Origin of the sequence: Micromonospora marina (assembly GCF_900091565.1) — a bacterium.
GTDB lineage: Bacteria > Actinomycetota > Actinomycetes > Mycobacteriales > Micromonosporaceae > Micromonospora > Micromonospora marina.
Map to the genome: position 1 here is coordinate 128,518 of NZ_FMCV01000005.1, position 23,579 is coordinate 152,096.

Below are 23,579 nucleotides of genomic sequence, written 5' to 3' on the forward strand. Positions count from 1 at the left end.
TCCGACAGGCCCCGGCGGTTCGCCGGGGCCTGTCGTGCTTGACCCGGGCGCTCCCGCCATATACAACCGACTGGTTACACAACCGGGAGGTTATAGAATTGTCCGCGGATCTGCTCGACGCCACCTTCGCCGCGCTCGCCGACCCCACCCGGCGTGCCATCCTCAACCGACTGGCCGCCGGGGAGGCGACCGTCACCGAGCTGGCCGAGCCGTTCGCGATGAGCCAGCCGGCCGTCTCCAAGCACCTCAGGGTGCTGGAACGCGCCGGCCTGGTCACCCGGGGCCGGGACGCCCAGCGCCGTCCCTGCCGGCTCGACGCCCGGCCGCTGCGGGAGGCCGTCGCGTGGCTGGCGGACTACCGCGACTACTGGGCGGAGAGCTACGCACGGCTGGACGAGGTCCTCGCCGAGCTGACCGCCGGGAGCCGCAATGAGCGGCCTGACCGCCGGGAGCCGCAATGAGCGGCCTGACCGCCGGGAGGCCCGATGAGCGGCCTGAACGCCGAAGAGCCGCAATGAGCGGCCTGACCGCCGGGGAGCAGCGATGACCGATCTGACCGTCACGCTGCACGGCGACCGGGAGGTCCGGCTCAGCCGCGGCTTCGCTGCCCCGCGCCATCTGGTGTTCGCCGCCTTCACCCGCCCCGAACTGCTGGTGCGCTGGTGGGGCGCGCGCGGCTGGCACCTGGTCAAATGCGAGGTCGACCTGCGGGTGGGCGGGCGCTGGCGGTTCGTCTCCCGAGGGCCGGACGGTGACCTGATGGCCCAGGGCGGCACCTACCGCGAGATCGACCCGCCCGCGCGGCTGGTCTGCACCGAGATGTTCGACGACCAGTCCTACCCCGGCGAGACGCTGGTGCGTCACGACTTCACCGGCTCGGCGGGCCGGACCACGGTCGTCACCCACCTGCGGTACGCCACCGCGCAGGGCCGCGACACCGTCCTGCGCTATCCGATGACCCGCGGCCTGAGCGAGGCGTTCGACCGGCTCACGGCCGTGCTGCACAACGATTCGACGACAGGAGCGACAACGTGAACTGGACGCTGGAAGTGGTGGTCGTACCGGTCTCCGACGTGGACCGGGCCAAGGAGTTCTACGCCGGACGGCTCGGCTTCGCCGTCGACCACGACACGGATCTGGGCGGCGCGGGGCGGATCGTCCAGCTCACTCCCCCGGGATCCGGGTGCTCGATCGTCCTCGGCCGGGGCGTCGTACCGGAGATGCCGCCGGGCTCGCTCAAGGGCCTGCAACTGGTGGTGGCCGACCTGGAGAAGGCGCGCGCCGAACTGGTCGAGCGGGGCGCCGAGGTGAGCGAGATCCAGGTGGTGGGCCAGAACCCGCGCCCGGTGCCGCACCCGCTGGACAACGTCGGCTTCGTCTTCTTCCGCGACCCGGACGGCAACGAGTGGGCGGTGCAGCAGATCTCCGCCCGGGGCTGAGGAGCGTTAAGAAGGGGCCCTTCCTCTACCGGAGGCGTTAACAAGGGGCCCTTCCTTACAACCGCCGGGGGCCCGTGTCGGGGCGCGGGGACTCCGTGCCGGTGCGGACCGTGGCGTGCAGCACCGAGATGCCGTCCGGCCGGGCCAGCACCGGGTTGAGCGTGAGCGACCGCACCCGGGGCTGCTCGTCGGCGAGGCGGCCGACCCGCATCAGCAGGTCGACCAGGGCCGCCCGGTCCACCGGCGCGGCGCCCCGGTGCCCGCGCAGCAGCGGTGCCGCCCGGGGCTCGTCGACCAGTTCGGCGGCGTCCCGGTCGGTGAGCGGGACCGCGCGCCAGGCCCGGTCACCCAGCAGCTCGGTCGCCACGCCACCCAGCCCGAAACCGACCACCGGCCCGAACGCCGGATCCTCCACCAGCTCCACCACACACGCCACACCCGGCGCGACCATCGGCTGGACCAGCACCTCCGCGCCGAACACCGGGGCCATCTCGGCGTACGCGCGGCGCAGCGCGGCGGTGTCGGCCAGGTCGAGGCGTACCGCGCCGAGGTCGAGGCGGTGCCGCAGTCCGGGTGCGGCGGCCTTGAGCGCCACCGGCCGGCCGAGCCGGTCGGCGGCCGCCAGCACCTCGTCGGCGCTGCCGGCCGGGACCGACTCCACCACGTCGATCCCGTACGCGCGCAGCAACGCCGCCGCGTCGGCCCCGTCCGGCCGCAGCGCGGCGTGCCCCGCCGCCCGGTCCACGTCGGCCAGTTCCGGCAGCACACCGGCGGGCCGGCGCAGCCAGTCCGCGTACCCGGTGACCCGGCCCAGCGCGCGTACCGCCTCCTCCACGCTCGGGTACGCCGGCACCCCGGCCGGCACCAGCCCGGCCAGGAACGTCGCCACCACCGGCTTGCCGGTGACCCGCGCGTCGGGCAGCGCCGCCGCGAAGTCGGCCGCCGGGTCGGCGAGCTGGCCCGGCAACGGCGGCGCGAACACCGCCACCACGGCGTCCACCTGCTCGCCGGCCACCGCGTCGCCGAGCGCGGCGGCGTACGCGGCGGCCCCCGCGCTCGGCCCGACGTTCTGCGGGTAGCCGTCGGCGACGGTCAGTCCCTGGGCGGCGCAGGCGGTCGCGGCCAGCCCGGTCAGCGCCGACGAGTTGCCCACCACCGCCACCCGCCGCCCGGTCGGCAGGGGCTGGTGGGCCAGCAGGACGCCCACGTCGAGCAGCTCGGACACGGTGTCCACCCGGATCACCCCGGACTGGGCGAACAGCGCGCTCACCGCCGCCGCGTCCAGCGCGGGCGCGTCCCCCACCCCGCGCGGCCGGGCCAGCGAGGCGAGCGCCACCACCGGCTTGCGGCGGCCGATGCGCCGGGCCAGCCGGGCGAACTTGCGCGGGTTGCCGAACGTCTCCAGGTAGAGCGTGATGACGTCGGTGGCCGGATCGTCCTGCCAGTACTGGAGCAGGTCGTTGCCGGACACGTCGGCCCGGTTGCCGGCCGAGACGAAGCTGGACAGCCCGAGCCCGCGCCGGGACGCCTCGGCCAGCAGCGCCACCCCGAACGCCCCGGACTGGCTGAACACGCCGACCCGGCCCGCCGCGGGCAGCGCCGGGGCGAGCGTGGCGTTGAGGCGTACCGCCGGGTCGGTGTTGGCGATACCGAGGCAGTTCGGGCCGATCACCCGCATGCCGGCCAGGTGCGCGGCGCGGACCAGCGCGCGCTGCGCGGCAGCGCCGGCCGGGCCGGACTCGGCGAACCCGGCCGAGATCACCACCAGGCCGTGCGCGCCCGCGCGGGCCGCGTCGCGGACCACGTCGGTCACCGCGTCCGGCGGGACCGCCACCACGGCCAGGTCGACGTCCTGGCCGGCGTCGGCCGCCGACGGGTACGCGGGCAGCCCCGCCACAGTCGTCGCGCTCGGGTGCACCGGCACGATCGACCCGGCGAAGCCGCCGTCGCGCAGGTGCCCGAGCAGCGCCGCGCCGACGCCCTGGCCGGTGGTGCTGGCGCCGTAGACGGCGATGCCCCGGGGCGCGAGCAGCCGGGCGATCGACCGGGCCTCGGTGCGGTGCTCCCGGCCGCGCTGCACCTCCAGGGTCGCCTCGGTGGGCGCGATCGGGAAGCTCAGGTGCACCACGCCGTCGGCGTACTGGCGCTGCACCTGGTAGCCGAAGTCGGCGAAGACCCGCAGCATCGCCCCGTTGGCCGGGAGCACCTCGGCGACGAAGTGCACGATGCCGTTGCGCCCGGCCGCGTCGGCCAGGTGCTCCAGCAGCACCGAGCCGATGCCGCGGCCCTGGTAGGCGTCCTCGACCACGAACGCCACCTCCGCCTCTGGCGAGGCGGGACCGAGCCGTTCGTAGCGGCCGACGGCGACGATCCGCTCGCCGGCCAGCACCACGAACGCCTCCCGGTCGCGGTGGTCGACGTTGACGAAGCGCTTCAGGTCGCGTTCCGGGATCCGCGGGTACGGCGAGAAGTACCGCAGGTATCGGGTGCGTTCCGAGAAGCGGCCGTGCATGGCCACGATCTCGGCCGCGTCCTCCGGCCGGATCGGTCGCAGCTGGACGGTCGTGCCGTCGCTGAGCAGCACGTCCAGCGGTTGCTCGACAGTGGTCACCGGTCGGTCCTCCCCTGCCGCCGGCTCAGTCGCGCGGGTCGTGCGGATCGAGCCCGAGCAGCGGGAAGACGGCCTTGCGGGTGGCCGCGACGGCCCGGTCCACCGCGTTCGGCTCGCCGCTGGGCTGCCACGGCTGGTACGACGGGTCCACGTCGTCGGTCATCCGCAACGGCACCTCGTGCCCGGGTCGCAGCCGCGCGGCCAGGTCCCGCCAGCCGGGCGGGGTCAGCGTGGCCGGGTCGACCGGCTCGCCGGCGGCGATCGCGAGCAGGTGCGTCCAGGCCCGGGGCACCACCTCGACGAGCGCGTACCCGCCGCCGCCGGTGGCGACCCAGCGGCCGTCGCACAGGTCGTCGGCGAGCGCCCGCAGCGCGCGGTAGGTGGCCCGCTGCCCGTCCACGGAGAGGTGCAGGTCGGCCAGCGGATCCTTGCGGTGCCCGTCCGCTCCGCACTGGGTGACCAGCACCTGCGGCCGGAACGCGCGCAGCACCGACGGCACGATCGCGTGGAACGCCCGCTGCCAGCCCGCGTCACCCACTCCCGGCGGCAGCGGCACGTTGACAGCGGTGCCCTCCGCGCCCGGACCGCCGGTCTCGTCCGGGAACCCGGTGCCGGGGAACAACGCGAGCGGCGTCTCGTGCAGGCTTACGGTGAGCACCCGCGGGTCGCGGTAGAAGATCTCCTGCACGCCGTCGCCGTGGTGCACGTCCACGTCCACGTACGCGATCCGTTGCGCGCCGAGGTCGAGCAGCCGGGCGATGGCCACCGCCGGGTCGTTGTAGACACAGAACCCGGCGGCCCGGGCGCGCATGGCGTGGTGCAGCCCACCGGCCACGCTCACCGCGCGCCGTGCCTCGCCGCGCCACACCGCCTCGGCGGCGGCCGTCGTGGCGCCGGCGATCAGCGCGCTCGCCTCGTGCATCCCGTCGAAGACGGGATTGTCCGAGGTGCCCAGACCGAAGCCGGCGAACAGCGGGTCGCGCGGCGCGGACCGGACGGCGTCCAGGTAGGCCGGATCGTGTACGCGGGTGAGCAGCGCGTCGTCCGCCGGCTCGGGCTTGACCAGCCGCACGCCGGGCCGGTCCAGGACACCAAGTTCGCGGGCGAGCGCCATGGTCAGCTCGACCCGGACCGGGTCGAGGGGATGGTCGCCCATGTCGTAGGCGAGGAGAGCCTCGTCCCACACCACCACCGTGTCGTCGGCCATGCGGCCATCGTCGCACGTGGTCCGGGGCGCGCCCACGGGTCGTACGCTCACCGGCCGGACGTGCCACCGGTCGCGACCGGACGGTCCGGGTCGGCCACCCACTCGCTCCACGAGCCGACGTACAACGCGGCGTCCGGACGACCGGCCAGGTGCAGCGCGAGCACCGCCTGCGCGGCGGTCACCCCGGAGCCGCAGTACGCGCCGACCGGGGCGTCCGCGTCCACTCCGGCGGCGGCGAACCGCTCCCGGAGCGCCTCGGCGGCGGGGAACCGCCCCTGCGTGACGTACTCCGGGGCGGGCAGGTTGACAGCGCCCGGCACGTGCCCGGCGACCGGGTCGACCGGCTCGTGCTCGCCCCGGTAGCGCGGCGCGGCCCGGACGTCGATCAGCACGCCGGGCTCGGCGACGGCGAGCCGGGCGGCCTGCGCGGCGTCCAGCACCGGCAGGGCGCCGGGCGTCACCGTCACGTCGCCCGGAACGGGAGCGGGCACGCTCGTGTCGACCGGCAGGCCGGCGGCCGTCCAGGCCGGGAAGCCGCCGTGCAGCACCCGCACCTGCCGGTGCCCGGCCCAGCGCAGCGTCCACCAGGCGCGGGCGGCGGACATGCCGTCGCCGCCGTCGTACACCACCACCGGATGACCGGCGCGGACGCCCGCGGCCCGCAACGCGGCCTGCAACGCCGCCGGGTCCGGAAGCGGGTGCCGGCCGGCGGCGCCGGGCGGCCCGCACAGCTCGGTGTCCAGGTCGACGAAGACGGCGCCGGGCAGGTGGCCTGCGGTGTGGTCGTCGCGGCCGGGCGGGCCGGTCAGCCGCCAGCGGACGTCGAGCAGGGTCGGCGGGTCGGCGTGATCGAGTTCGGCGGCGAGCCGGTCGGGCTCGACCAGCAGGTCTGCGGTGGCGGACATGCGGTCCAGTCAACACCATTCGACGCGCCACCTCCGGCTTGGCCTGCGTCGATGGTCGGTGGTAGCGGGTACCATCGGAGCCCAGGAGGCCGCAGACGTGAAGCACGACCTTGTTGACACCACTGAGATGTACCTGCGCACCATCCTCGAACTCGAGGAGGAGGGCGTGCCGCCGCTTCGTGCCCGCATCGCCGAGCGGCTGAAGCAGAGCGGTCCGACCGTGAGCCAGACCGTCGCCCGCATGGAGCGCGACGGCCTGCTCACCGTCGAGGGCGACCGGCATCTGACCCTCACGCCGCAGGGCCGCAACACCGCCGTGTCGGTGATGCGCAAGCACCGGCTGGCCGAGCTGCTGCTGGTGAACGTGATCGGGATGCCCTACGAGGAGGCCCACGAGGAGGCCTGCCGGTGGGAGCACGTGATGAGCGACGCGGTGGAGAAGCGGGTCTTCGACCTGCTCAACCGCCCGACCCGCTCGCCGTACGGCAACCCGATCCCGGGCCTGGCGGAGCTGGGCGACCCGGGGCAGACGCCTGCCGACGCCGTCGAGGGCGAGCGCAACCTGGCCTTCCCCGGCCTGTCCGGCCCGGTCGTGGTGCGGCGGATCTGCGAGAGCGTGCAGACCGACTCGGACGTGCTCCGGCAGTTGCACGCCGCCGGCGTCGACCCGGGCGCGACGGTGACTGTGGCGCAGGAACGCGACGCCGTCTCCATCGACCGCTCCGGTGACCGGGTACGCCTGCCCCGTGAGGTGGCGTCCCGGGTGTTCGTCGCGGCCCGCTGATCGTCCGGCAGCTCTGGCCTGCGGTCAGAGCTGCCGGTACGACCTTCGGTCAGAGCTGCCGGTACGACCTTCGGTCAGAGCTGCCCTGTGTCGATCACCTTCGCCAGCGTGACCAGCTTGCCGGCCGTCTTGTCCACCTCCGCCGTCGCGATGCCGGGCGGGGCGGTCCAGCGCAGGGTGGCGAGCTGTCCCTCGGTGTCCAGCCAGCCGACCTCGGCGGCCGGGCCGGACTTCGCGGTCTTGGGCAGCGTGTGCCGGTAGGCGGCCTTGCCCAGCTTGCTGATCTTCGCCGCGCCGCTCGGCTGCACGTCCAGGGTGAACGTCGCCGCGTCGATCGACGTCTCGGTCACCGACAGCGTCAGCTCCGGCAGCACCGCCCCGGCCGACCGGACCAGGCAGGTGTGGGTGTCGCCCCGCTCGGTGGCCGCCGCCACGTCGAACGTGCCGCCGGTGTGCTCGGCGATCACCGCGAAGTCGAGCAGCCGGCACGCCCCGCCCGAGGACGCCGCCGCGACCGGCACCGGCGAGGGCGGGGGCGGCGGCCCGGCCTCGGTCGGCCCCTCGTCGGCGCAGCCGGCGGCGAGCAGGGCGGCCGGAACGACCAGCCAGATACGGGCACGCACGGGAGACCTCCGCGGTCGGCGGCGGGTCCGGCCCGCCAGAGTTCCGTCGGACACCGTACGGTGCGCCCCAGCGGGGACGGAAGCCCCCTAATCGGCCACGTACGGACAGTGCCGGCAGCCTCGCCCGCAGCACGTGCCGCGCCGGGCCAGAAACCCGGCGCTGAGCACGAACAACCCGGTCTCCGGGTCCAGGTAACCGGCATCCCCGGCGGCCAGGGCGGCGGCGTGCGCGGCGAGAATCCGCTCCCGCCCGGGGTGATCCGGCGACAGCCGGGACGGGTGCGGTTCGGTAAGGGGCCGGTCCGCCGGCTCGTCACGCACCGCTGAAGTCTACGGAGGGCGCCCTCGCGAGGTCGACACCACCGGCATCCGCCCCGTCGCAATGGTCTCGCCGAGGGCGATGCTCACGCCGGTGTCGGCGTCGCGCCGGCTGCCCGGGAGGGGCACCACGACCGGACCGCGGCCCGCCGTGAACCGGTCGAAGCCGACCGGGCATGAACGGATGTGACGAACAAGATGCACCGGGTCGAGGCCCACGAGCGGGGACATCCCGGGGTCGCGCCGCCCGACGAGCCGTCGGACGACGACGTGATACGCGCGTCCCTCGCTGAGCCGAAGCGGTTCGGGCCGTTGTTCGACCGGCACGCCCTCCCCGTGCACCGTTATCTGGCTCGCCGGATCGGTCCGGCGGCGGACGACCTCCTGGCCGAGACCTTCCTGGTCGCATTCCGGCGGAGGGCGTCGTACACCTCGGGCGTCGGGGTACGGCCGTGGCTCTTCGGGATCGCCACCAACCTCCTGCGCCGGCACGTGCGGACCGAGGAACGCCGCTACCGCGCGCTGGCCCGGCTCGCCGCCGGCGAGTCGACACCGTCGGTGATCGAGGACGCGATCGACCGGCTGGACGCCGCCGCCCTACGCCGGGACCTGGCCCTGGCGCTGGCCTCGCTGCACCGGCGGGACCGCGACGTGTTGCTGCTCACCGCATGGGCGGACCTGTCGTACGAGCAGATCGCCGCCGTGCTCGACATCCCGATCGGCACCGTCCGTTCCCGCCTGCACCGTGCCCGCCGACTCACCCGACTCGCGCTCGCCCTCGAGGAGCCGACATGAACGAGATCAACCTGCTACGAACGCACGGGCCGGACGCCCCGGAAGCGTCCACCGAGACGCTCCGCCTCGCGAAGGACCGCCTCGCCCGCGAGTTCGCCGCCGCGCCCGTACGCCGGACCGTCCCGCCGCTGCGGCGTCGGACGCTCCTGGTGGCAGCCGGGGCCACGGTGGTGGCCGGGGCGGGCGTGGGCCTCGCGGTACGTCCGCTCGGTCCGGCGGAGCCGTTGACCCTGGTGGCTACCACGATCCCGGAGTTTCCGCTGACCCTGCGGTCGCGGCCGGCGACGCTGAGCCCACCTCGCTACAGCTACGCTCCGGGCCAGTTTCTCGCCGTGTTCCTGTCCCGCAGCACCACCGACGACGTCTACCTCCTCGTCGGGGACAGCCGACCGGCGCCGATCGCGACGACGTCACGCCCGGTGACCGTCGCAGGCCGCCCGGCCGAGATCTACGAGGAGTCGAACCCCGGCGGACCCCGCCGGCTCGCCATGTCGTGGGAACGCACGCCCGGTCAGTGGGTGTCGCTGACCGGCCACCGCAGGTTCGCCGACGACGCGGCGCTGCTCCGGCTGGCCGAGCACCTCGTCGACGAGCCGCAGCAGGTGCCGCTGCGGGTCCGGCTGGCGCCGCGCGGTTGGCGGGTCGCCATGTTCAAGGACGACACCATCCTGACCCTGCAGGGCGGCTCCCCCGACGAGACGCTCACCGTGCAGGTGGTGCCGCGCCGTGATCCGGACCTTCTGCTCAACGTGACGGGAGCCCGGGAGGAGCGAAGAGTCACGGTGGGCGGCCGGGAAGCGCGGCTGATCCGCGCCGACGACATGTGGTTCCTGCAGGCCGAGGTCACGGGCGGGGCGGTGGTCAACCTGCAGGCGCCGTTACGGCTCTCCGCCGGGCAGGTCATCGCGATCGCCGAGCAGATATCGGTGACTCCGCGCCGGGCCTGACCGGACGCTGCCGGCCCGGTTTTCGTCGTCAGCGTCCGGTCGAGCCGCGTCCGATTCAGTCGGCCGGGCGCTGCGCGAGCAGGAACGCCTGAGCCTGCCGCTCGCCGTCGGCCGGCGCGCGGACCATCGTCGCCGTCACCGCGAATCCGGCCGCCGCGAGCTGCGCGGTCAGCCGCTCCGGCGACAGCCAGTAGACGTCGTACCGGACGGGATGGCCGTACGCCCGCTCCCGCCGGTCCCGCCGGTCACCGGCCTTCACCGCGAGCAGCAGGTGACCGCCCGGGGCGAGCACCCGGCGGAAGCCGGCGAACACCTCGGGCAGCAGGTCGGGTGGCAGGTGGATCAGCGAGTACCAGGAGACCAGCCCGGCCAGCGACCCGTCCGGCGCGGTGAGCTCGGTGAGCGAGCCGACCTCGAAGCGCAGGTCCGGACAGGCGCGGCGGGCCACCGCCACCATGCCGGGCGACAGGTCGACCCCGCTGATGTCGAGGCCGAGCCGGTGCAGGTGGGCGGTGACGCGGCCGGTGCCGCAGCCCACCTCCAGCACGGGTCGGCCCGGCCCGACCGTTTCGGCGAACGCCGTGAGCAGTGCCCGGTCCAGCGGCGGCTCCACCACGTCGGGCAGCAGCCGCGCGTAGTCCTCGGCGACTGTGTCGTAGGCGGTGCGCGTCTCGACCAGCCAGGCGGGTTCGGTCACGCCCGCCGACCCTAATAGACGCCTGCCGTCCGCGCCCGGCGCGACCTTCGTCGATCATGAAGTTGGCGGGCGTCGTATCGGCGTGTCGCGCCGTCAACTTCGTGATCGACGAGGACGGGCCCGCTTCGGGGTCAGCGGAACCAGGTGATGGACTGGCCGTGGCCCGTCGTCCACGCGACCGGGCGGCCGTCTTGGGCCAGGACGTTGTGGAAACCGTCCGCGGGCGGCTCCGGCAAGTCGGCGAGTGGCAGCACGGACGGATCCTCGTTGGCGATCCAGTGGCCCGGCAACGTGCGTACCAGCGCGGTGAACGCGTCCCGGCGGGCCTTCGGCACCTGGTAGAGCACCGAACTGTGGAACACCACGAGCGTCGCCCCGGCCGGAGCACGCGCCGCCAGCGCCGGCAGGTCGTCGACCAGGTCTCCGCGTACCAGCAGGGGCGGATCGGCCGCCGCGACCGCCGCCGCGGCGCGCAACCGCTCCCGGCGGTGCCGGTGCTCCGGCCAGATCAGCGCCTCCAGCCAGGCCACGTCGGCCGGGTCGGTGACGTCGAGCGGGTTCACGTCCAGCCCGGCCCGCCACACCACCTCCGGGCGCCGCGCCGGCGGATCCACGCCCGTCAGGACGCAGTCGAGCACCGGCAGCCGCACCACCCCGAACAGCAGGTTCGGCTGACGCTTGGCCGGCGGCAGCGTGTCGAGCAGGGCGAGCAGCTCCGGGTCACCGGCGACCGTCCGCGACAACCGCTCGTACGCCGGGGACACGCCGCGCGTCTCACGCTCCGCGAAGACCCGGTAGATGTCGGCAGTACTCATCCCGTGAGCATTCCGGTCCGCGTACCCGATGGTCTGTGACCGCCCGCACCCGGACGCGCAGGCGTACGACGGTCAGCGCGACAGCATCCGGCGGACCCGGCTGCCCACCGCCTGCTTGACCTGCTCGCGCAACGGCTTTGCGCGGCGTGTCTTGAGCTTCTGCTGCAGCGTCCGGTTCTCGTCCCGCAGCCACTGCATGCGCGCCAGCAGTTCCTCCGTGGTGTGGGCGGAGGCCGGCCGGACCGCCGGCGGGTAGACGGTGCGGCGGACCTGCTCGTCGAAGCGGGTGGCGCTGTCCCCGTCGGCGAACGACAGGCCGAGGTCGTGCTTGGCGAGGAACGCGGTGATCCGCGCGAAGCGCTCCTTGTGGCCCTCGTTCAGGGCCGTGTAGTCGGCTTCCTCGTAGAGTCGCGCGGCGTCCACGTCGGCCGGCACGTCGCGCATCAGCCGGTGCGGGATGTCGAAGTAGCGGGCCAGTTCCAGGGTGCGCGAGTCGTGGGCGAGGAGATAACCGGGCGTGCCCGAGATCAGCGCCGTGATGGTGCCGTGGATCCGGGTGCCGAAGGCGAAGTCGAACCCGGAGAGGTACTCGATCCAGGGCCACGGGTCCACGAACATCCGCACCTTGTCCTCGGCGAAGAGCGGGTGTGAGGTGTGGATCGGCAGGTCGTCGGTCTTGCCCCGCAACTTCGGTTCGTCGCCGTAGAGCAGGGTGCCGAGGGTGTACAGGCCCTGGGCCAGGTAGCGCAGGTTCGGGTAGCGCTGGTGGTGGTGGCGGACGAGCGGGGCCAACGCGCGGACGTACGGCGAGATGACGAACGCGAGCCGGTCCTCGGGGCCCAGGGTCGCCTTCATCTTCTCGACCCGGAAGCTGTCGCCGTGCAGGAACATCGACGGGCAGCCGATCTGCTCGACGGCCGAGAACCCCAGCGTACGCAGGTAGCTCTCGCTGATCTCGCCGCGTACGCCGATGCTGTGCGACCGGTCCAGCACCGCCCGGCAGAACGCCTTCACCGGCTCGTCGATCGGGCGCAGGAACTCCCGGTCGCCGTCCACGTCGGTCTGCACACCGACCCCGAGCACCACCACCGGGATCTTGAGCCGCTCGATCAGCCGGGTCATCGAGATCAGCCGGTTCGTGTAGTCGTGGCGGAACGCGTTCGCCAGCGGGATCACGAAGACGTCGTACTTCTCGTTGATCTCGTCGGCATCGCGCGGGTCCGCCCGGAACCGCGACGGGGTGATCTCCGCCGCCGAGGTGGACAGCAGCTTGTGCGCGGCGTGGCTGAAGACCAGGTTGCCACTGTTCTTGCCGATCCAGTCCCGCTCGTAGGTCTCCTCGGCGGTGACGACGTCGAACGGGCCCTTGCGGGCGCGCAACAGGATCCGCTGGTGCATCCGGGTGTCCACCCTTCGTCCCGGACGCCACGGCGCCCGGCGAGGCCGAAGCGGCGCGATCGGCCGGGCACGGCCCCGTTCCGTGCAGGAGCAGAAATCCTATGCCATCTCCACGCCGGTCCGGATCCCACCTGCCGGCCGTCACGTCCCTGCCGCAGCGACCGCCCGCCCCCTACCGGACCGGGCGGTCGCTGGTCTCCCGACTGTCAGCTGCAACCGCTGGTGGAGCCGCAGCCCTCGCAGACGTAGCAGCTACCGGCGGGCCGCATCTTCGTGCCGCAGGTGAAGCAGAGCGGCGCGTCGGCGGCCTTGCCGATCACGGCCTCCAGCAGCTCGGTGCTGGAACCCACGGCCGGGGCCGGCTTCACGGCCGCGGCGTCGGCCATCTCCTGCGCCGGCTGCGCGACCGGGCCGGTCTTCGGCTCGGTCGCCTCGACCGGGGCGGAGGCGGCCATCGCGGTGAGGTCCGCACCGCTCGCCTCCGCCTCCGCCTCGGCCGCGAGCTGGGCGGCCCGTTCCCTGGCGGTGAAGATGCCCAGCTCGGCGCGGCGGTCGTACGGCAGGAAGTCCAGCGCCAGGCGACGGAAGATGTAGTCCATCACCGAGGCGGCCATCCGCACGTCCGGGTCGTCGGTCATACCGGCCGGCTCGAAACGCATGTTGGTGAACTTGCTGACGTACGTCTCCAGCGGCACGCCGTACTGGAGACCGATGGAGATGGCCACCGAGAAGGCGTCCATCACGCCGGCCAGGGTCGAGCCCTGCTTCGACATCTTGAGGAAGACCTCGCCGAGGCCGTCGTCCGGGTACGACGAGGCGGTGAGGTAGCCCTCCGCGCCGCCGACCGAGAACGAGATGGTCTCCGACGGGCGCTTCTTCGGTAGCCGCTTGCGTACCGGGCGGTACTCGACGACCTTCTCCACGACCTTCTCCGGCGCGGCCTGCGCGACGGCGGTCGTGTCCGCCTTGGCGTCGTTCTTCTTCGCCGCCGACAGCGGCTGGCCGACCTTGCAGTTGTCCCGGTAGATCGCCAGGGCCTTGAGGCCGAGCTTCCAGCCCTCGAAGTAGATCTTCTCGACGTCGGCGACGGTCGCCTGCTCCGGCATGTTCACCGTCTTGGAGATGGCGCCGGAGATGAACGGCTGGACGGCCGCCATCATCCGCACGTGGCCCATCGGCGCGATCGAGCGCTCGCCCATGGCGCAGTCGAAGACCGGGTAGTGCTCCGGCTTGAGGCCCGGGGCGTCCACCACGTGCCCGTGGTCGGCGATGTGCTCGACGATCGCCTCGACCTGCTCCTCGGGGTAGCCGAGGCTGCGCAGGGCGCGCGGCACGGTCTGGTTGACGATCTGCATCGAGCCGCCGCCGACCAGCTTCTTGAACTTCACCAGCGCCAGGTCCGGCTCGACACCCGTGGTGTCGCAGTCCATCATCAGGCCGATGGTGCCGGTCGGGGCGAGCACGCTGGCCTGCGAGTTGCGCCAGCCGAACTTGTCACCGAGCTTGTTGCCCGACGTCCACTGCTTGGTGGCCTCGCGCTGCACGGCGGTGGCCACGGTGCCGGTCGCCTTGATCGCGTCGTTGGCGGCGGCGTGCTTTCGCATGACCCGCTTGTGCGGCTCGGCGTTGCGGGCGTAGCCGTCGTACGGGCCGACGATGCCGGCCAGCTCGGCGGAACGGCGGTAGGCGGTGCCGGTCATCAGCGAGGTGATCGCGGCGGACACCTCCCGGCCCTGCTCCGAGTCGTACGGCAGGCCGGAGGCCATCAGCAGCGCGCCCAGGTTGGCGTACCCGATGCCGAGCTGCCGGTAGGCGCGGGTGGTCTCACCGATCTTCTCGGTCGGGAAGTCGGCGAAGCAGATCGAGATGTCCATCGCGGTGATGACGAACTCGACCGACTTGACGAACTTCTCCACCTCGAAGCCGCCGTCGGCGCGGAGGAACTTCATCAGGTTCAGCGAGGCCAGGTTGCACGAGGAGTTGTCCAGGTGCAGGTACTCCGAGCAGGGGTTCGACGCGGTGATCCGCCCGGTCTCCGGGCAGGTGTGCCAGTCGTTGATGGTGTCGTCGTACTGCAAACCCGGGTCGGCGCACTCCCAGGCCGCCTGGGAGATGGTGTGGAACAGCTTCTTGGCGTCGATCGTCTCGATGGTCTGCCCGTCGAGCCGGCCGCGCAGGTCGAAGCCGCCGCCGTTCTCCACCGCGGTCATGAACTCGTCGGAGACGCGGACCGAGTTGTTGGCGTTCTGGTACTGCACGCTGACGATGTCGGCGCCGCCCAGGTCCATGTCGAACCCGGCGTCGCGCAGCGCGCGGATCTTGTCCTCCTCGCGCGCCTTGGTCGCCACGAACTCCTCGATGTCCGGGTGGTCCACGTCGAGGATGACCATCTTGGCCGCACGCCGGGTGGCGCCACCGGACTTGATGGTGCCGGCGGAGGCGTCCGCACCGCGCATGAAGCTGACCGGGCCGGAGGCGGTGCCGCCGGAGGAGAGCAGCTCCTTCGAGGAACGGATGCGGGACAGGTTGACCCCGGCGCCGGAGCCGCCCTGGAAGATCCGCCCCTCCTCCTTGTACCAGTCGAGGATGGAGTCCATCGAGTCGTCGACGGAGAGGATGAAGCACGCCGAGACCTGCTGCGGCGAAGGCGTGCCGACGTTGAACCACACCGGCGAGTTGAAGCTGAACACCTGGTGCAGCAGCATCCAGGTCAGCTCGTGTGCGAACACCTCGGCGTCGGCCGGGGTGGCGAAGTAGCCGTACTCCTCACCGGCGGTGCGGTAGGTGTCGACCACCCGGTCGACGAGCTGCCTGAGCGACCACTCCCGCTCCGGGGTCCCCACCGCGCCCCGGAAGTACTTGGTGGTCACGATGTTCGCCGCGTTCACCGACCAGGACGCGGGGAACTCCACCCCGCGCTGCTCGAAGTTGATCGAGCCGTCCCGCCAGTTCGTCATGACGACGTCGCGGCGCTCCCAGGCGACCTCGTCGTAGGGATGCACCCCCTCGGTCGTCCAGACGCGCTCGATCTTCAGCCCCGCCCCGGCCTTGTTCCGTGACCTGCTGGTCGTCACGCCCTCGCCCCCCTCGTCGGCAACGGTCACCCACCGCGCCTCGTGTACCTGTCAGAAACCGGAAAATGTCAGCTGATCGCGCCGGCGGCGTCCGCCGCACCGGCACCGGCGCCCTCCCGGGCGCGCGCGGCGGCCCGCAGCGTCTCGATCTCGCGCTCGAAGTCGGCGAGCGAGTCGAAGGACCGGTAGACGCTGGCGAACCGCATGTAGGCCACCTCGTCGAGGTCACGCAACGGGCCGAGGATGGCCAGGCCCACCTCGTGGCTGGGGATCTCGGCCGCCCCCTTGGCCCGCACGGTCTCCTCGACCTTCTGTGCCAGCAGCGCGATCGAGTCGTCGTCGACCGGCCTCCCCTGACACGCCTTGCGCACCCCGCCGATGATCTTCGTACGGCTGAACGGCTCGGTCACCCCGCTGCGCTTGACCACCGCGAGCACCGCCTCCTCGACGGTGGTGAACCGCTTGCCGCACTCCGGGCACGACCGCCGCCGCCGGATGAGCTGGCCGTCGTCGGCCTCCCGCGAGTCGACCACCCGGGAGTCGGCGTGCCGGCAGTACGGACACCGCATTCGCCCGACCTCCTGTCGTCGATCGCGGGCACACCTACCGGCTCCCGGACACGCGTCGACACGGCGGGGCCATCGTCCGATGACCGTCGCCGGGTGCGCGGTGCGGGAGTGCGTTCGGTAGTTGAACCCAACCTGTAGGCAACTTACGCCCGTGTGACTACTACATCTAGGGGTCGACCGTATGCCGAACCCCAAGCGAGGTCAAGTTGACCGGCGCGTCCGGCGCGTCATCAGGATCACGTCCGGCGCGACGCCACCGAGGAGCCCAACGGACCGCCTCCCGCACTGGTCACGGGCGGCCGGGATGGAACATCCGTTCGATCGGCGTACCCTTCTATCAGAACACCAGTTCGGAAATCCAGGAACTCGGCACGACACGCCGACAGCAGGTCGTACAGATGTTTGAAAATGGCCGATCTCACCTATACGGTCAGACCACACGCACCACGAGCCGACGAGGCACCCCAGCGCCGACCAGGGAGGGACGGACGTGACCGAGGACCGGGCCAGCCGGCAGAAGAACCCGCAGCCGAACGACGGGGCGGGGCCGCCGGCGACCCGTCGCCCCCGCACCGCCCGCAGCCGCACCGCTCCCGCGGCGGTGCGTCCGGTCACCCCGGTGGTGAGCAGCTTCCCCGACCCGACGACCGTCGACCTGACCGCCCGGCAGCGGCGGATCCTGGAGTTCATCCGCACCTGGGTCGAGCGCCACGGCTACCCGCCGAGCGTGCGCGAGATCGGCGAGGCGGTCGGGCTGGTGTCCCCGTCCAGCGTCGCCTACCAGCTCAAGGAGCTGGAGAAGAAGGGCTTCCTGCGCCGCGACCCGAACCGTCCGCGCGCCGTCGACGTCCGCGCGCCGGGCGAGGCGGACGACGAGGCGGCCCGCGCCCAGCGGCCCGCCCCGGCGTACGTGCCGATGCTGGGCCGCATCGCCGCCGGTGGGCCGATCCTGGCCGAGCAGGCGGTGGAGGACATCTTCCCCCTCCCCCGCGAGCTGGTCGGCGAGGGCGAGGTCTTCATGCTCCAGGTCAAGGGTGACTCGATGCTCGACGCGGCGATCTGCGACGGCGACTGGGTGGTCGTCCGGCAGCAGCCGAACGCCGAGGTCGGCGACATCGTGGCCGCCATGCTCGACGGCGAGGCGACGGTGAAGACGTACCGGCGGCGCGACGGGCACGTCTGGCTGATGCCGCAGAACCCGGCCTTCGACCCGATCCCCGGCGACGACGCCACGATCATGGGCCGCGTGGTGGCGGTGCTGCGGCGCATCTGAGGCGACAGCAGCGAAAAGGGGTGACCGTGGCCGGTCACCCCTTTTCCGTGTCGTCTCAGTAGCGGTCGCCCCGGTACTCCCGGCCGCCGCCGGACACCGGGCCGTACCGGCCCTGGTCGTCGTAACCGTCGCGGCGCCCGCCACGCGGGTCCTGTCCGCGGCGCGGCGGCTCGGCCCGGCCGCCTTCCCCCCGCGGCCCACCACCGTTCGGCTGCCCGCGGTATCCGGCCCCACCCGGGCCGCCGCGGCCCGGACTGCCCTGACCGCCGCCACCCGGACCGCCGCCACCCGGACCGCTACGGCCGGGACCGCCCTGGCCGCCGCCCGGTCCGCCCTGGCCCCCGCCGCCGTAGACGCCGCCACCGCGCCCGCCACCGGCCGGGGCACCACCGCCGCCGTACACGCCGCCACCCTGCGGACGAGCCCCGCCCGGGGGACGGCCACCGCCCTGGGCGCCGCCGCCGTACACGCCGCCGCCCGACCGGCCACCGCCGTAGACACCGCCGGACGCCGGGCGGTCGCCCTTGGCCGCGCCGCCGTAGACGCCGCCCTGACCACCGCCGTAGACACCGCCGCGCGGGGCGTCCGGCCGTTCGCCCGACGGGAAGCCGTTGTTCACCGGGAAGTCGCCGCTGCGCTCGGGGTCGCCGGCCGGTGCCCGGGGCGCCGGCTTGCGCCGCGCCCGCAGGATGCCGAACACGCCGGCGCCCATCAGCAGCGCGCCGATCACCCCGACCGCCGCGATCAGGTACGTGATCTCGTCGAGCGAGAGCCCTTCGAGCCAGGACTTCTCGGCGGCCGCTTTGGTGTCGGCCTTGCCGCCGTTGGGCAGCGCCTCCGCGCCAGTGGTCGACGGGGTGTAGCTGAGGATGTCGATCGGGTCCGACTCGTCGAGCGTGCCGCCGTCGGAGACGGTGACGAACGTCTTGCCGTCCGGCGTGTAGGAGATCGCCTCGCCGAACGGGTCGGCCAGCGGGGTGACCCGGGGCTTGCCGGTGGTGATCGCCTTGACGATGTCGCCGCCGGCCACGTCGAACTCGAACGCGTCGGCGTACGTGCGCAGCACGACCCTGCCGCCGTCGGGTGAGCGGGCCGCGCCGGTGACGAGCGCCCGCCCGGGCGAGCCGAGCTTGTTGTCGGTGCTGGTCTTCGGGAGCGTGAACTCGCCGACCTTCTTCATCGGGATCGGCTCGGTGTCACCGCTCGCCTTCAGCTTCACCGTCGGGGTGTAGATCTCCGACTTGCCGGAGAGCTCCTTGGTGATCACCAGCGGCATGTTGTCGTCGTCGACGAGCAGGGCCTCCGCGTCGTGCGGCTCCTTGCCCGGGTAGCTGAGCCGGTGCAGCACCGGCTGCTTCGAGCCGCTCAGCGGCATCGTCCAGACCGCCACCCGCTCCCGGCGGGTCTTCTTCTCCACGTTGTCGCCGGTGTCGGCGATCCAGAGGTTCTTGCGGTCCGGGCTGAGCGCCAGGTCCTCGGTGTCGAGCGGCCCGTCACCGGAGTAACGGACCTCCTTGTCGACCTTGCACTTGGTGTCCAGGTAGAAGACCCGCTTGCGGCTGGGGTCGTCCGACCCGTCGTTGATCACGACGTACCCGTTGCTGGTGGCGACGAGCCCGGACAGCTCGCGAAGGCGGTCGTCGGTGACCGTGCACTTCTTCTTGGGAGCCGCGGCCAGCACGGGGGCCGCGGGGGCCGGCCCGGCCGGCGCCACGACCGCGCCGACCAGGCCGAGCGCGAGCGTGACCGAGGAGACAACGTGCCGCATGACGCTCAGTGTCGCACGGCGCGGGTTTCCGCCGGGTGACGCCGGACGGCTCACCGCCCGGCGCTCACCCGCTCGTCGCTGGTCAGCCGGTCACCCGCCCGGTACGGCGCGAGCTCCGCGGCCAGCCCCTCGCTGACCCGCACGTGCAGCAGCGTGCCCTCGGGCAGGTGCGCGGTGCTCAGCACCTCACCCTGCCGGTGCACCCGGGCGACCAGGTCACCCCGGTCGTACGGGAGCACCGCGCGCACCTCGACGGCCGGCCGGGGCAGCCGCCGCTCGACGGCCGCACGCATCTCGTCGATCCCGCGCCCGCTGTGCGCGGAGACGAAGACCGCGTCCGGCCAGAGCCGCTTGAGTCGCAGCATCGTCTCCTCGTCGGTGGCGTCGGTCTTGTTCACCACCAGTAGTTCCGGCAGCCGGTCGGCGCCCACCTCGGCGAGCACCTCGCGTACCGCCCGGACCTGCTCCTCCGGATCCGGGTGCGTGCCGTCGACCACGTGTACGACCAGGTCGGAGTCGGCGACCTCCTCCAGCGTCGAGCGGAACGCCTCGACGATCTGGTGCGGCAGGTGCCGGACGAACCCGACCGTGTCGGACAGCGTGTAGAGCCGCCCGTCGGACGTGGTGGCCCGGCGGGTGGTCGGGTCCAGCGTGGCGAACAGCGCGTTCTCCACCAGCACGCCCGCACCGGTCAGGCGGTTGAGCAGGCTGGACTTGCCGGCGTTGGTGTAGCCGGCGATGGCCACTGCGGGCACCGCGTTCCGGGTGCGCCGGGCGCGCTTCGTCTGGCGTACCGTCGCCATGCTCTTGATCTCGCGGCGCAGCCGCGCGATGCGGTGGCGGATGCGCCGCCGGTCGGTCTCCAGCTTGGTCTCACCGGGACCACGCAGGCCCACGCCGCCGCCGGCGCCACCGCCGCGGCCGCTACCACCGGTCTGCCGGGACAGCGTCTCGCCCCAGCCGCGCAGGCGCGGCAGCAGGTATTCGAGCTGGGCCAGCTCGACCTGCGCCTTGCCCTCCTTGCTCTTGGCGTGCTGGGCGAAGATGTCGAGGATCAGGGCGGTCCGGTCGACCACCTTGACCTTGGTGCGCTGCTCCAGGTTGCGCAGCTGCGACGGCGACAGCTCACCGTCGCAGATGATCGTGTCGGCTCCGGTGGACAGCACCACCGCGCCCAGGTCGTCGACCTTGCCGCGGCCGATGTACGTGGCCGGGTCGGGCCGGTGGCGACGCTGGATCAGCCCTTCGAGCACCTGCGAGCCGGCCGTCTCGGCCAGCGCCGCCAGCTCGGTGAGGCTGTTGTCGGCGTCGGCCTGGGTGCCCTCGGTCCAGACCCCCACCAGGACGACCCGCTCCAGCCGGAGCTGGCGGTATTCGACCTCGGTGATGTCGGTGAGTTCGGTGGAGAGGCCGGGGACCCGCCGTAGCGCCTGCCGCTCCGACAGCTCGTACTCGCCGGTGGTGGCGTCGAACTCGTCGTCGGTGTAGGGGTGGAAGGTCTCCTGGTCGCGCAAACTGCGTCTCCTGTCCGTTATGTGCAACGCCGGGAATTTTCGGCGCGTGACAGCAATCCTGACATGTGACAACGCCTGACGCACGTGTGTTATGCCCGCGACGCTACCCACCGGTAGCGGGGGCGGATGCCGGGCGACCAGGGCGGGCGAGTAGAAATGCCAGTCGAGCCGCTCAGCGCCGACGGAGGAGTTTCTCGTGGCCAACACACGACTGCCGAGTGCCGGATTCTCCATCACCATCCGGATCGCGGTACCCGCCGACGCCACCTCCATCGGCCGGCTCACCACCGCCGCCGGCGAGGCCGGGGCCATCGTCACCGCGCTGGACGTGGTCGACTCCGACCCCGCGCACGTGATCGTCGACCTCACCTGCGACACCGCCGACGCCGGCCACGCCGACCAGGTCGTCGACGCGCTCACCGCGCTCGACGGGGTGGACGTCCGCAAGGTCTCCGACCGCACCTTCCTGCTGCACCTCGGCGGCAAGATCGAGGTCACCCCGAAGGTCGCGCTGCGCACCCGGGACGAGCTGTCCCGCGCGTACACCCCGGGCGTGGCACGGGTCTGCATGGCGATCGCGGAGAACCCGGCCGACGCCCGCCGGCTCACCATCAAGCGCAACACCGTCGCCGTGGTCAGCGACGGCACCGCGGTGCTCGGCCTGGGCAACCTCGGGCCGGCCGCGTCGCTGCCGGTGATGGAGGGCAAGGCGGCGCTGTTCAAGCGCTTCGGCGGGGTGGACGCCTGGCCGGTGGTGCTGGACACGCAGGACACCGACGAGATCGTGGCGATCGTCAAGGCGATCGCGCCCGCGTACGGCGGGATCAACCTGGAGGACATCGCCGCGCCGCGCTGCTTCGAGATCGAGGCCCGGCTCCGCGAGGCGCTGGACATCCCGGTCTTCCACGACGACCAGCACGGCACCGCGATCTGCGTGCTGGCCGCGCTGACGAACGCGCTGCGCGTCGTGGGCAAGCAGCTCGCGGACGTCCGGGTCGTGGTCTCCGGCGCCGGCGCGGCCGGCACCGCGATCATGAAGCTGCTGCTGCGCCAGGGCGTGGGCGACATCATCGCGTACGACCGCCAGGGCGCCCTGCACCGCGGACTGCCGGACCTCAACCCGGCCTGGCGGTGGCTGGCCGACAACACCAACAAGGAGAACTACTCCGGTGACCTGGCCGGGGCGGTACGCGGCGCGGACGTGTTCATCGGCGTGAGCGCGCCGAATCTGCTCACCGGCGAGGACGTCGCCCAGATGGCGAAGGACGCGATCGTCTTCGCGCTCGCCAACCCCGATCCGGAGGTGGACCCGCGAGAGGCGCGCAAGCACGCCGCAGTGGTCGCCACCGGCCGCTCGGACCAGCCGAACCAGATCAACAATGTGCTGGCCTTCCCCGGCGTGTTCCGCGGCATGCTCGACGCGCACGCCGAGGAGTTCACCGACGAGATGGCGCTCGCCGCCGCGCAAGCCATCGCGGACGTGGTCGGTGCGGACAAGATCAACCCGACGGTGATCGTGCCGAGCGTCTTCGACTCCCGGGTCGCCCCGGCCGTGGCCGCCGCGGTGCGGGCCGCCGCCCAGAACCCGGCCGCGACGCCGGCCCCGGCGGCCGACCCGGGCCCGGCCGACCTGCCCGAGATCGCCGCCAACGCCAGCGCCACTCCCTGACCTGTTCCCCGCCCGGCCTTGCGCGGCGCCTTCGCGCAGGCCAGCACCCTCTCGCGGGGGCAGCACCTCGCGGGACAGCACCTCGCGAGGCGGCATCTCCTCCCACGGGCCCGCCCGCGCCCGGCTCAGCGCACCACCCCACACCCGCAACCCGGCGCAGTCAGGCGTCCCCGGCACGTCCTACACGAGATCTTGGAAGGAATGCCGGCCAGCCGGACCGCAGCGCGCACTCAGCCCCGTGCCGACCAAGGAGTTCGCGTCACCGGAGCACCGGGATTCCGCCACAAACTCCTTGATCAACTGGCAGAAGCAACGCGGGCGGGCTATTGGTGAAGGGTGGAGGGGGTCAGGGTGCCGGTGGCCACCAGGACCGCGGGACCGGACAGCCAGCAGGTGTCGGCCGTCACCGTCACGGTGAGGCGTCCGCCGGGTACGTCCACGGTCATCGTGCCGGTGTCCAGGCCGGCGTCGCGCAACGCCACCGCCGCCACCGCGCACGCGCCGGTGCCGCAGGAGAGCGTCTCGGCCGAGCCGCGCTCGTAGACCCGCATCAGCACGTGCCCGTCGGTGCCGGCGACCGGCTCGCCCGGCGAGGTGAACTCGACGTTCACCCCGGACGGGAACGTCGAGGCGTCGACCCCGGGCGCGCGGGTGAGGTCCAGCCCGGTCAGCTCCAGCGCGGCGGGCAGCGGGCACACCAGGTGCGGGTTGCCGACGTCCACGGCGGTGCCGGGCAGCGTCAACCCGCCGAGCGTGGCGGTCGCGGTGTCGTACAGCCGGGGGCGGCGCATCTCGACCGCCACACCAGCGCCCTCGACGCGGGCCCGGACCAGGCCGGCGCGGGTCGCGATCGGCAACGTCCCGCCCGACGGGGCGGCCAGCGACCGGTCCAGCAGGTAGCGGACGAACACACGGGCCCCGTTGCCGCACATCTCGGCGAACGAGCCGTCGGAGTTCCAGTAGTCCATGAACCACTCGGCCTCGCCCGCCAGCGCGACACCCTCGGGGTGCTTGGCGGCCCGTACGACGCGCAGCACGCCGTCGCCGCCGAGCCCGCGCCGCCTGTCGCAGAGCGCGGCGACCAGGCCGGGCGTCAGGTCGAGGGCGCCGTCCGGGTCGGGCAGGATGACGAAGTCGTTGCCGGTGCCGTGACCCTTTGTGAACTCCACGCCT

Annotated in this window: 21 protein-coding genes; 8 read left to right on the plus strand and 13 right to left on the minus strand. The window is 73.0% G+C overall.

The genetic code is table 11. From position 1 onward, the window contains the following. The first annotated feature begins 98 nt into the window (after window positions 1-98). The 3 genes from GA0070215_RS09105 (at window position 99) to GA0070215_RS09115 (ending at window position 1,439) form a co-directional block, all read left to right on the plus strand. Window positions 99-461 (plus strand): ArsR/SmtB family transcription factor, encoded by a 363-nt coding sequence (locus GA0070215_RS09105; protein ID WP_091043964.1) that lies wholly within the window; start codon window positions 99-101, stop codon window positions 459-461. 82 nt (window positions 462-543) lie between these two features. Further along, window positions 544-1,035, plus strand: a complete 492-nt coding sequence (locus tag GA0070215_RS09110; protein ID WP_091043969.1) for an SRPBCC family protein — start codon at window positions 544-546, stop codon at window positions 1,033-1,035. Continuing rightward, the gene (locus tag GA0070215_RS09115) at window positions 1,032-1,439 is read left to right on the plus strand and encodes a VOC family protein (RefSeq protein ID WP_091043972.1); all 408 of its coding nucleotides are present in this window, start codon (window positions 1,032-1,034) and stop codon (window positions 1,437-1,439) included. The genes GA0070215_RS09110 and GA0070215_RS09115 overlap by 4 nt, the downstream gene beginning before the upstream one ends. A gap of 55 nt (window positions 1,440-1,494) precedes the next feature. Here the strand turns inward: GA0070215_RS09115 and GA0070215_RS09120 are convergent, their stop codons facing one another. From GA0070215_RS09120 to GA0070215_RS09130, 3 genes are read right to left on the minus strand one after another with little or no spacing between them, the layout of a single operon-like run. After that, entirely contained in the window at window positions 1,495-4,050 is a 2,556-nt protein-coding gene (locus GA0070215_RS09120; RefSeq protein WP_091043977.1) for a bifunctional acetate--CoA ligase family protein/GNAT family N-acetyltransferase, read from the minus strand. 25 nt (window positions 4,051-4,075) lie between these two features. Continuing rightward, the gene (locus GA0070215_RS09125; protein WP_018785992.1) at window positions 4,076-5,257 is read right to left on the minus strand and encodes an acetoin utilization protein AcuC; all 1,182 of its coding nucleotides are present in this window, start codon (window positions 5,255-5,257) and stop codon (window positions 4,076-4,078) included. 47 nt (window positions 5,258-5,304) lie between these two features. Beyond that, on the minus strand, window positions 5,305-6,162 hold the full coding sequence (locus GA0070215_RS09130) for a sulfurtransferase (RefSeq protein ID WP_091043980.1): 858 nt from the start codon (window positions 6,160-6,162) through the stop codon (window positions 5,305-5,307). Window positions 6,163-6,259: 97 nt separating this feature from the next. Here GA0070215_RS09130 and GA0070215_RS09135 point away from each other — a divergent pair, with 97 nt between their 5' ends. Next, complete coding sequence (locus tag GA0070215_RS09135) at window positions 6,260-6,946, plus strand: iron-dependent transcriptional repressor DtxR (protein ID WP_026268035.1); 687 nt, start codon at window positions 6,260-6,262, stop codon at window positions 6,944-6,946. Window positions 6,947-7,020: 74 nt separating this feature from the next. Here GA0070215_RS09135 and GA0070215_RS09140 read toward each other — a convergent pair whose 3' ends face one another. After that, entirely contained in the window at window positions 7,021-7,569 is a 549-nt protein-coding gene (locus tag GA0070215_RS09140) for a hypothetical protein (protein WP_091043982.1), read from the minus strand. Between the two features lie 87 nt (window positions 7,570-7,656). Continuing rightward, window positions 7,657-7,890, minus strand: coding sequence for a DUF5522 domain-containing protein (locus GA0070215_RS09145; protein WP_018785988.1), 234 nt, complete (start codon window positions 7,888-7,890; stop codon window positions 7,657-7,659). A gap of 195 nt (window positions 7,891-8,085) precedes the next feature. Between GA0070215_RS09145 and GA0070215_RS09150 the strand changes: the two genes are divergently transcribed. Beyond that, on the plus strand, window positions 8,086-8,682 hold the full coding sequence (locus tag GA0070215_RS09150; protein ID WP_091044315.1) for an RNA polymerase sigma factor: 597 nt from the start codon (window positions 8,086-8,088) through the stop codon (window positions 8,680-8,682). Further along, window positions 8,679-9,629 carry a hypothetical protein gene (locus GA0070215_RS09155; protein WP_091043986.1) on the plus strand — a complete coding sequence of 317 codons (951 nt, stop codon included), beginning with the start codon at window positions 8,679-8,681 and terminating at the stop codon, window positions 9,627-9,629. The genes GA0070215_RS09150 and GA0070215_RS09155 overlap by 4 nt, the downstream gene beginning before the upstream one ends. A gap of 55 nt (window positions 9,630-9,684) precedes the next feature. On the opposite strand, the gene GA0070215_RS09160 is transcribed toward GA0070215_RS09155, so the two are convergent. The 5 genes from GA0070215_RS09160 to nrdR form a co-directional block, all read right to left on the minus strand. Beyond that, the gene (locus GA0070215_RS09160) at window positions 9,685-10,326 is read right to left on the minus strand and encodes a class I SAM-dependent DNA methyltransferase (protein WP_091043989.1); all 642 of its coding nucleotides are present in this window, start codon (window positions 10,324-10,326) and stop codon (window positions 9,685-9,687) included. Between the two features lie 131 nt (window positions 10,327-10,457). Continuing rightward, window positions 10,458-11,141, minus strand: a complete 684-nt coding sequence (locus GA0070215_RS09165) for a DUF2332 family protein (protein WP_091043992.1) — start codon at window positions 11,139-11,141, stop codon at window positions 10,458-10,460. Window positions 11,142-11,213: 72 nt separating this feature from the next. Further along, the gene (locus GA0070215_RS09170; protein WP_091044320.1) at window positions 11,214-12,539 is read right to left on the minus strand and encodes a polysaccharide pyruvyl transferase family protein; all 1,326 of its coding nucleotides are present in this window, start codon (window positions 12,537-12,539) and stop codon (window positions 11,214-11,216) included. A 206-nt stretch (window positions 12,540-12,745) separates the two neighbouring features. Continuing rightward, a complete protein-coding gene (locus GA0070215_RS09175) occupies window positions 12,746-15,643 on the minus strand; it encodes a vitamin B12-dependent ribonucleotide reductase (RefSeq protein WP_091043995.1) in 2,898 nt (965 codons plus the stop codon). Between the two features lie 38 nt (window positions 15,644-15,681). Continuing rightward, a complete protein-coding gene (gene nrdR / locus GA0070215_RS09180) occupies window positions 15,682-16,182 on the minus strand; it encodes a transcriptional regulator NrdR (protein ID WP_013284751.1) in 501 nt (166 codons plus the stop codon). Between the two features lie 490 nt (window positions 16,183-16,672). On the opposite strand from nrdR, the gene lexA reads away from it, so the two are divergent. Continuing rightward, the gene (gene lexA, locus GA0070215_RS09185) at window positions 16,673-17,455 is read left to right on the plus strand and encodes a transcriptional repressor LexA (protein ID WP_018785983.1); all 783 of its coding nucleotides are present in this window, start codon (window positions 16,673-16,675) and stop codon (window positions 17,453-17,455) included. Between the two features lie 55 nt (window positions 17,456-17,510). Here the strand turns inward: lexA and GA0070215_RS28390 are convergent, their stop codons facing one another. Together GA0070215_RS28390 and hflX are read right to left on the minus strand one after the other, a co-directional pair. After that, on the minus strand, window positions 17,511-19,223 hold the full coding sequence (locus GA0070215_RS28390) for a hypothetical protein (protein WP_167361499.1): 1,713 nt from the start codon (window positions 19,221-19,223) through the stop codon (window positions 17,511-17,513). A 50-nt stretch (window positions 19,224-19,273) separates the two neighbouring features. Further along, window positions 19,274-20,737 carry a GTPase HflX gene (hflX, locus tag GA0070215_RS09195; protein WP_018785981.1) on the minus strand — a complete coding sequence of 488 codons (1,464 nt, stop codon included), beginning with the start codon at window positions 20,735-20,737 and terminating at the stop codon, window positions 19,274-19,276. A 196-nt stretch (window positions 20,738-20,933) separates the two neighbouring features. Between hflX and GA0070215_RS09200 the strand changes: the two genes are divergently transcribed. Then, the gene (locus GA0070215_RS09200) at window positions 20,934-22,406 is read left to right on the plus strand and encodes an NAD-dependent malic enzyme (protein ID WP_018785980.1); all 1,473 of its coding nucleotides are present in this window, start codon (window positions 20,934-20,936) and stop codon (window positions 22,404-22,406) included. A gap of 323 nt (window positions 22,407-22,729) precedes the next feature. On the opposite strand, the gene dapF is transcribed toward GA0070215_RS09200, so the two are convergent. Beyond that, window positions 22,730-23,575, minus strand: coding sequence for a diaminopimelate epimerase (gene dapF / locus GA0070215_RS09205; protein WP_018785979.1), 846 nt, complete (start codon window positions 23,573-23,575; stop codon window positions 22,730-22,732). Between the last annotated feature and the right edge of the window lie 4 nt (window positions 23,576-23,579).

Coding starts and splice junctions, on each gene's coding strand:
- GA0070215_RS09110 (WP_091043969.1), top strand. CDS start 544: ATGACCGATCTGACCGTCACGCTGCACGGCGACCGGGAGGTCCGGCTC.
- GA0070215_RS09125 (WP_018785992.1), bottom strand. CDS start 5,257: ATGGCCGACGACACGGTGGTGGTGTGGGACGAGGCTCTCCTCGCCTAC.
- GA0070215_RS09130 (WP_091043980.1), bottom strand. CDS start 6,162: ATGTCCGCCACCGCAGACCTGCTGGTCGAGCCCGACCGGCTCGCCGCC.
- GA0070215_RS09150 (WP_091044315.1), top strand. CDS start 8,086: ATGCACCGGGTCGAGGCCCACGAGCGGGGACATCCCGGGGTCGCGCCG.
- GA0070215_RS09155 (WP_091043986.1), top strand. CDS start 8,679: ATGAACGAGATCAACCTGCTACGAACGCACGGGCCGGACGCCCCGGAA.
- GA0070215_RS09165 (WP_091043992.1), bottom strand. CDS start 11,141: ATGAGTACTGCCGACATCTACCGGGTCTTCGCGGAGCGTGAGACGCGC.
- GA0070215_RS09170 (WP_091044320.1), bottom strand. CDS start 12,539: ATGCACCAGCGGATCCTGTTGCGCGCCCGCAAGGGCCCGTTCGACGTC.
- nrdR (WP_013284751.1), bottom strand. CDS start 16,182: ATGCGGTGTCCGTACTGCCGGCACGCCGACTCCCGGGTGGTCGACTCG.
- GA0070215_RS28390 (WP_167361499.1), bottom strand. CDS start 19,223: ATGCGGCACGTTGTCTCCTCGGTCACGCTCGCGCTCGGCCTGGTCGGC.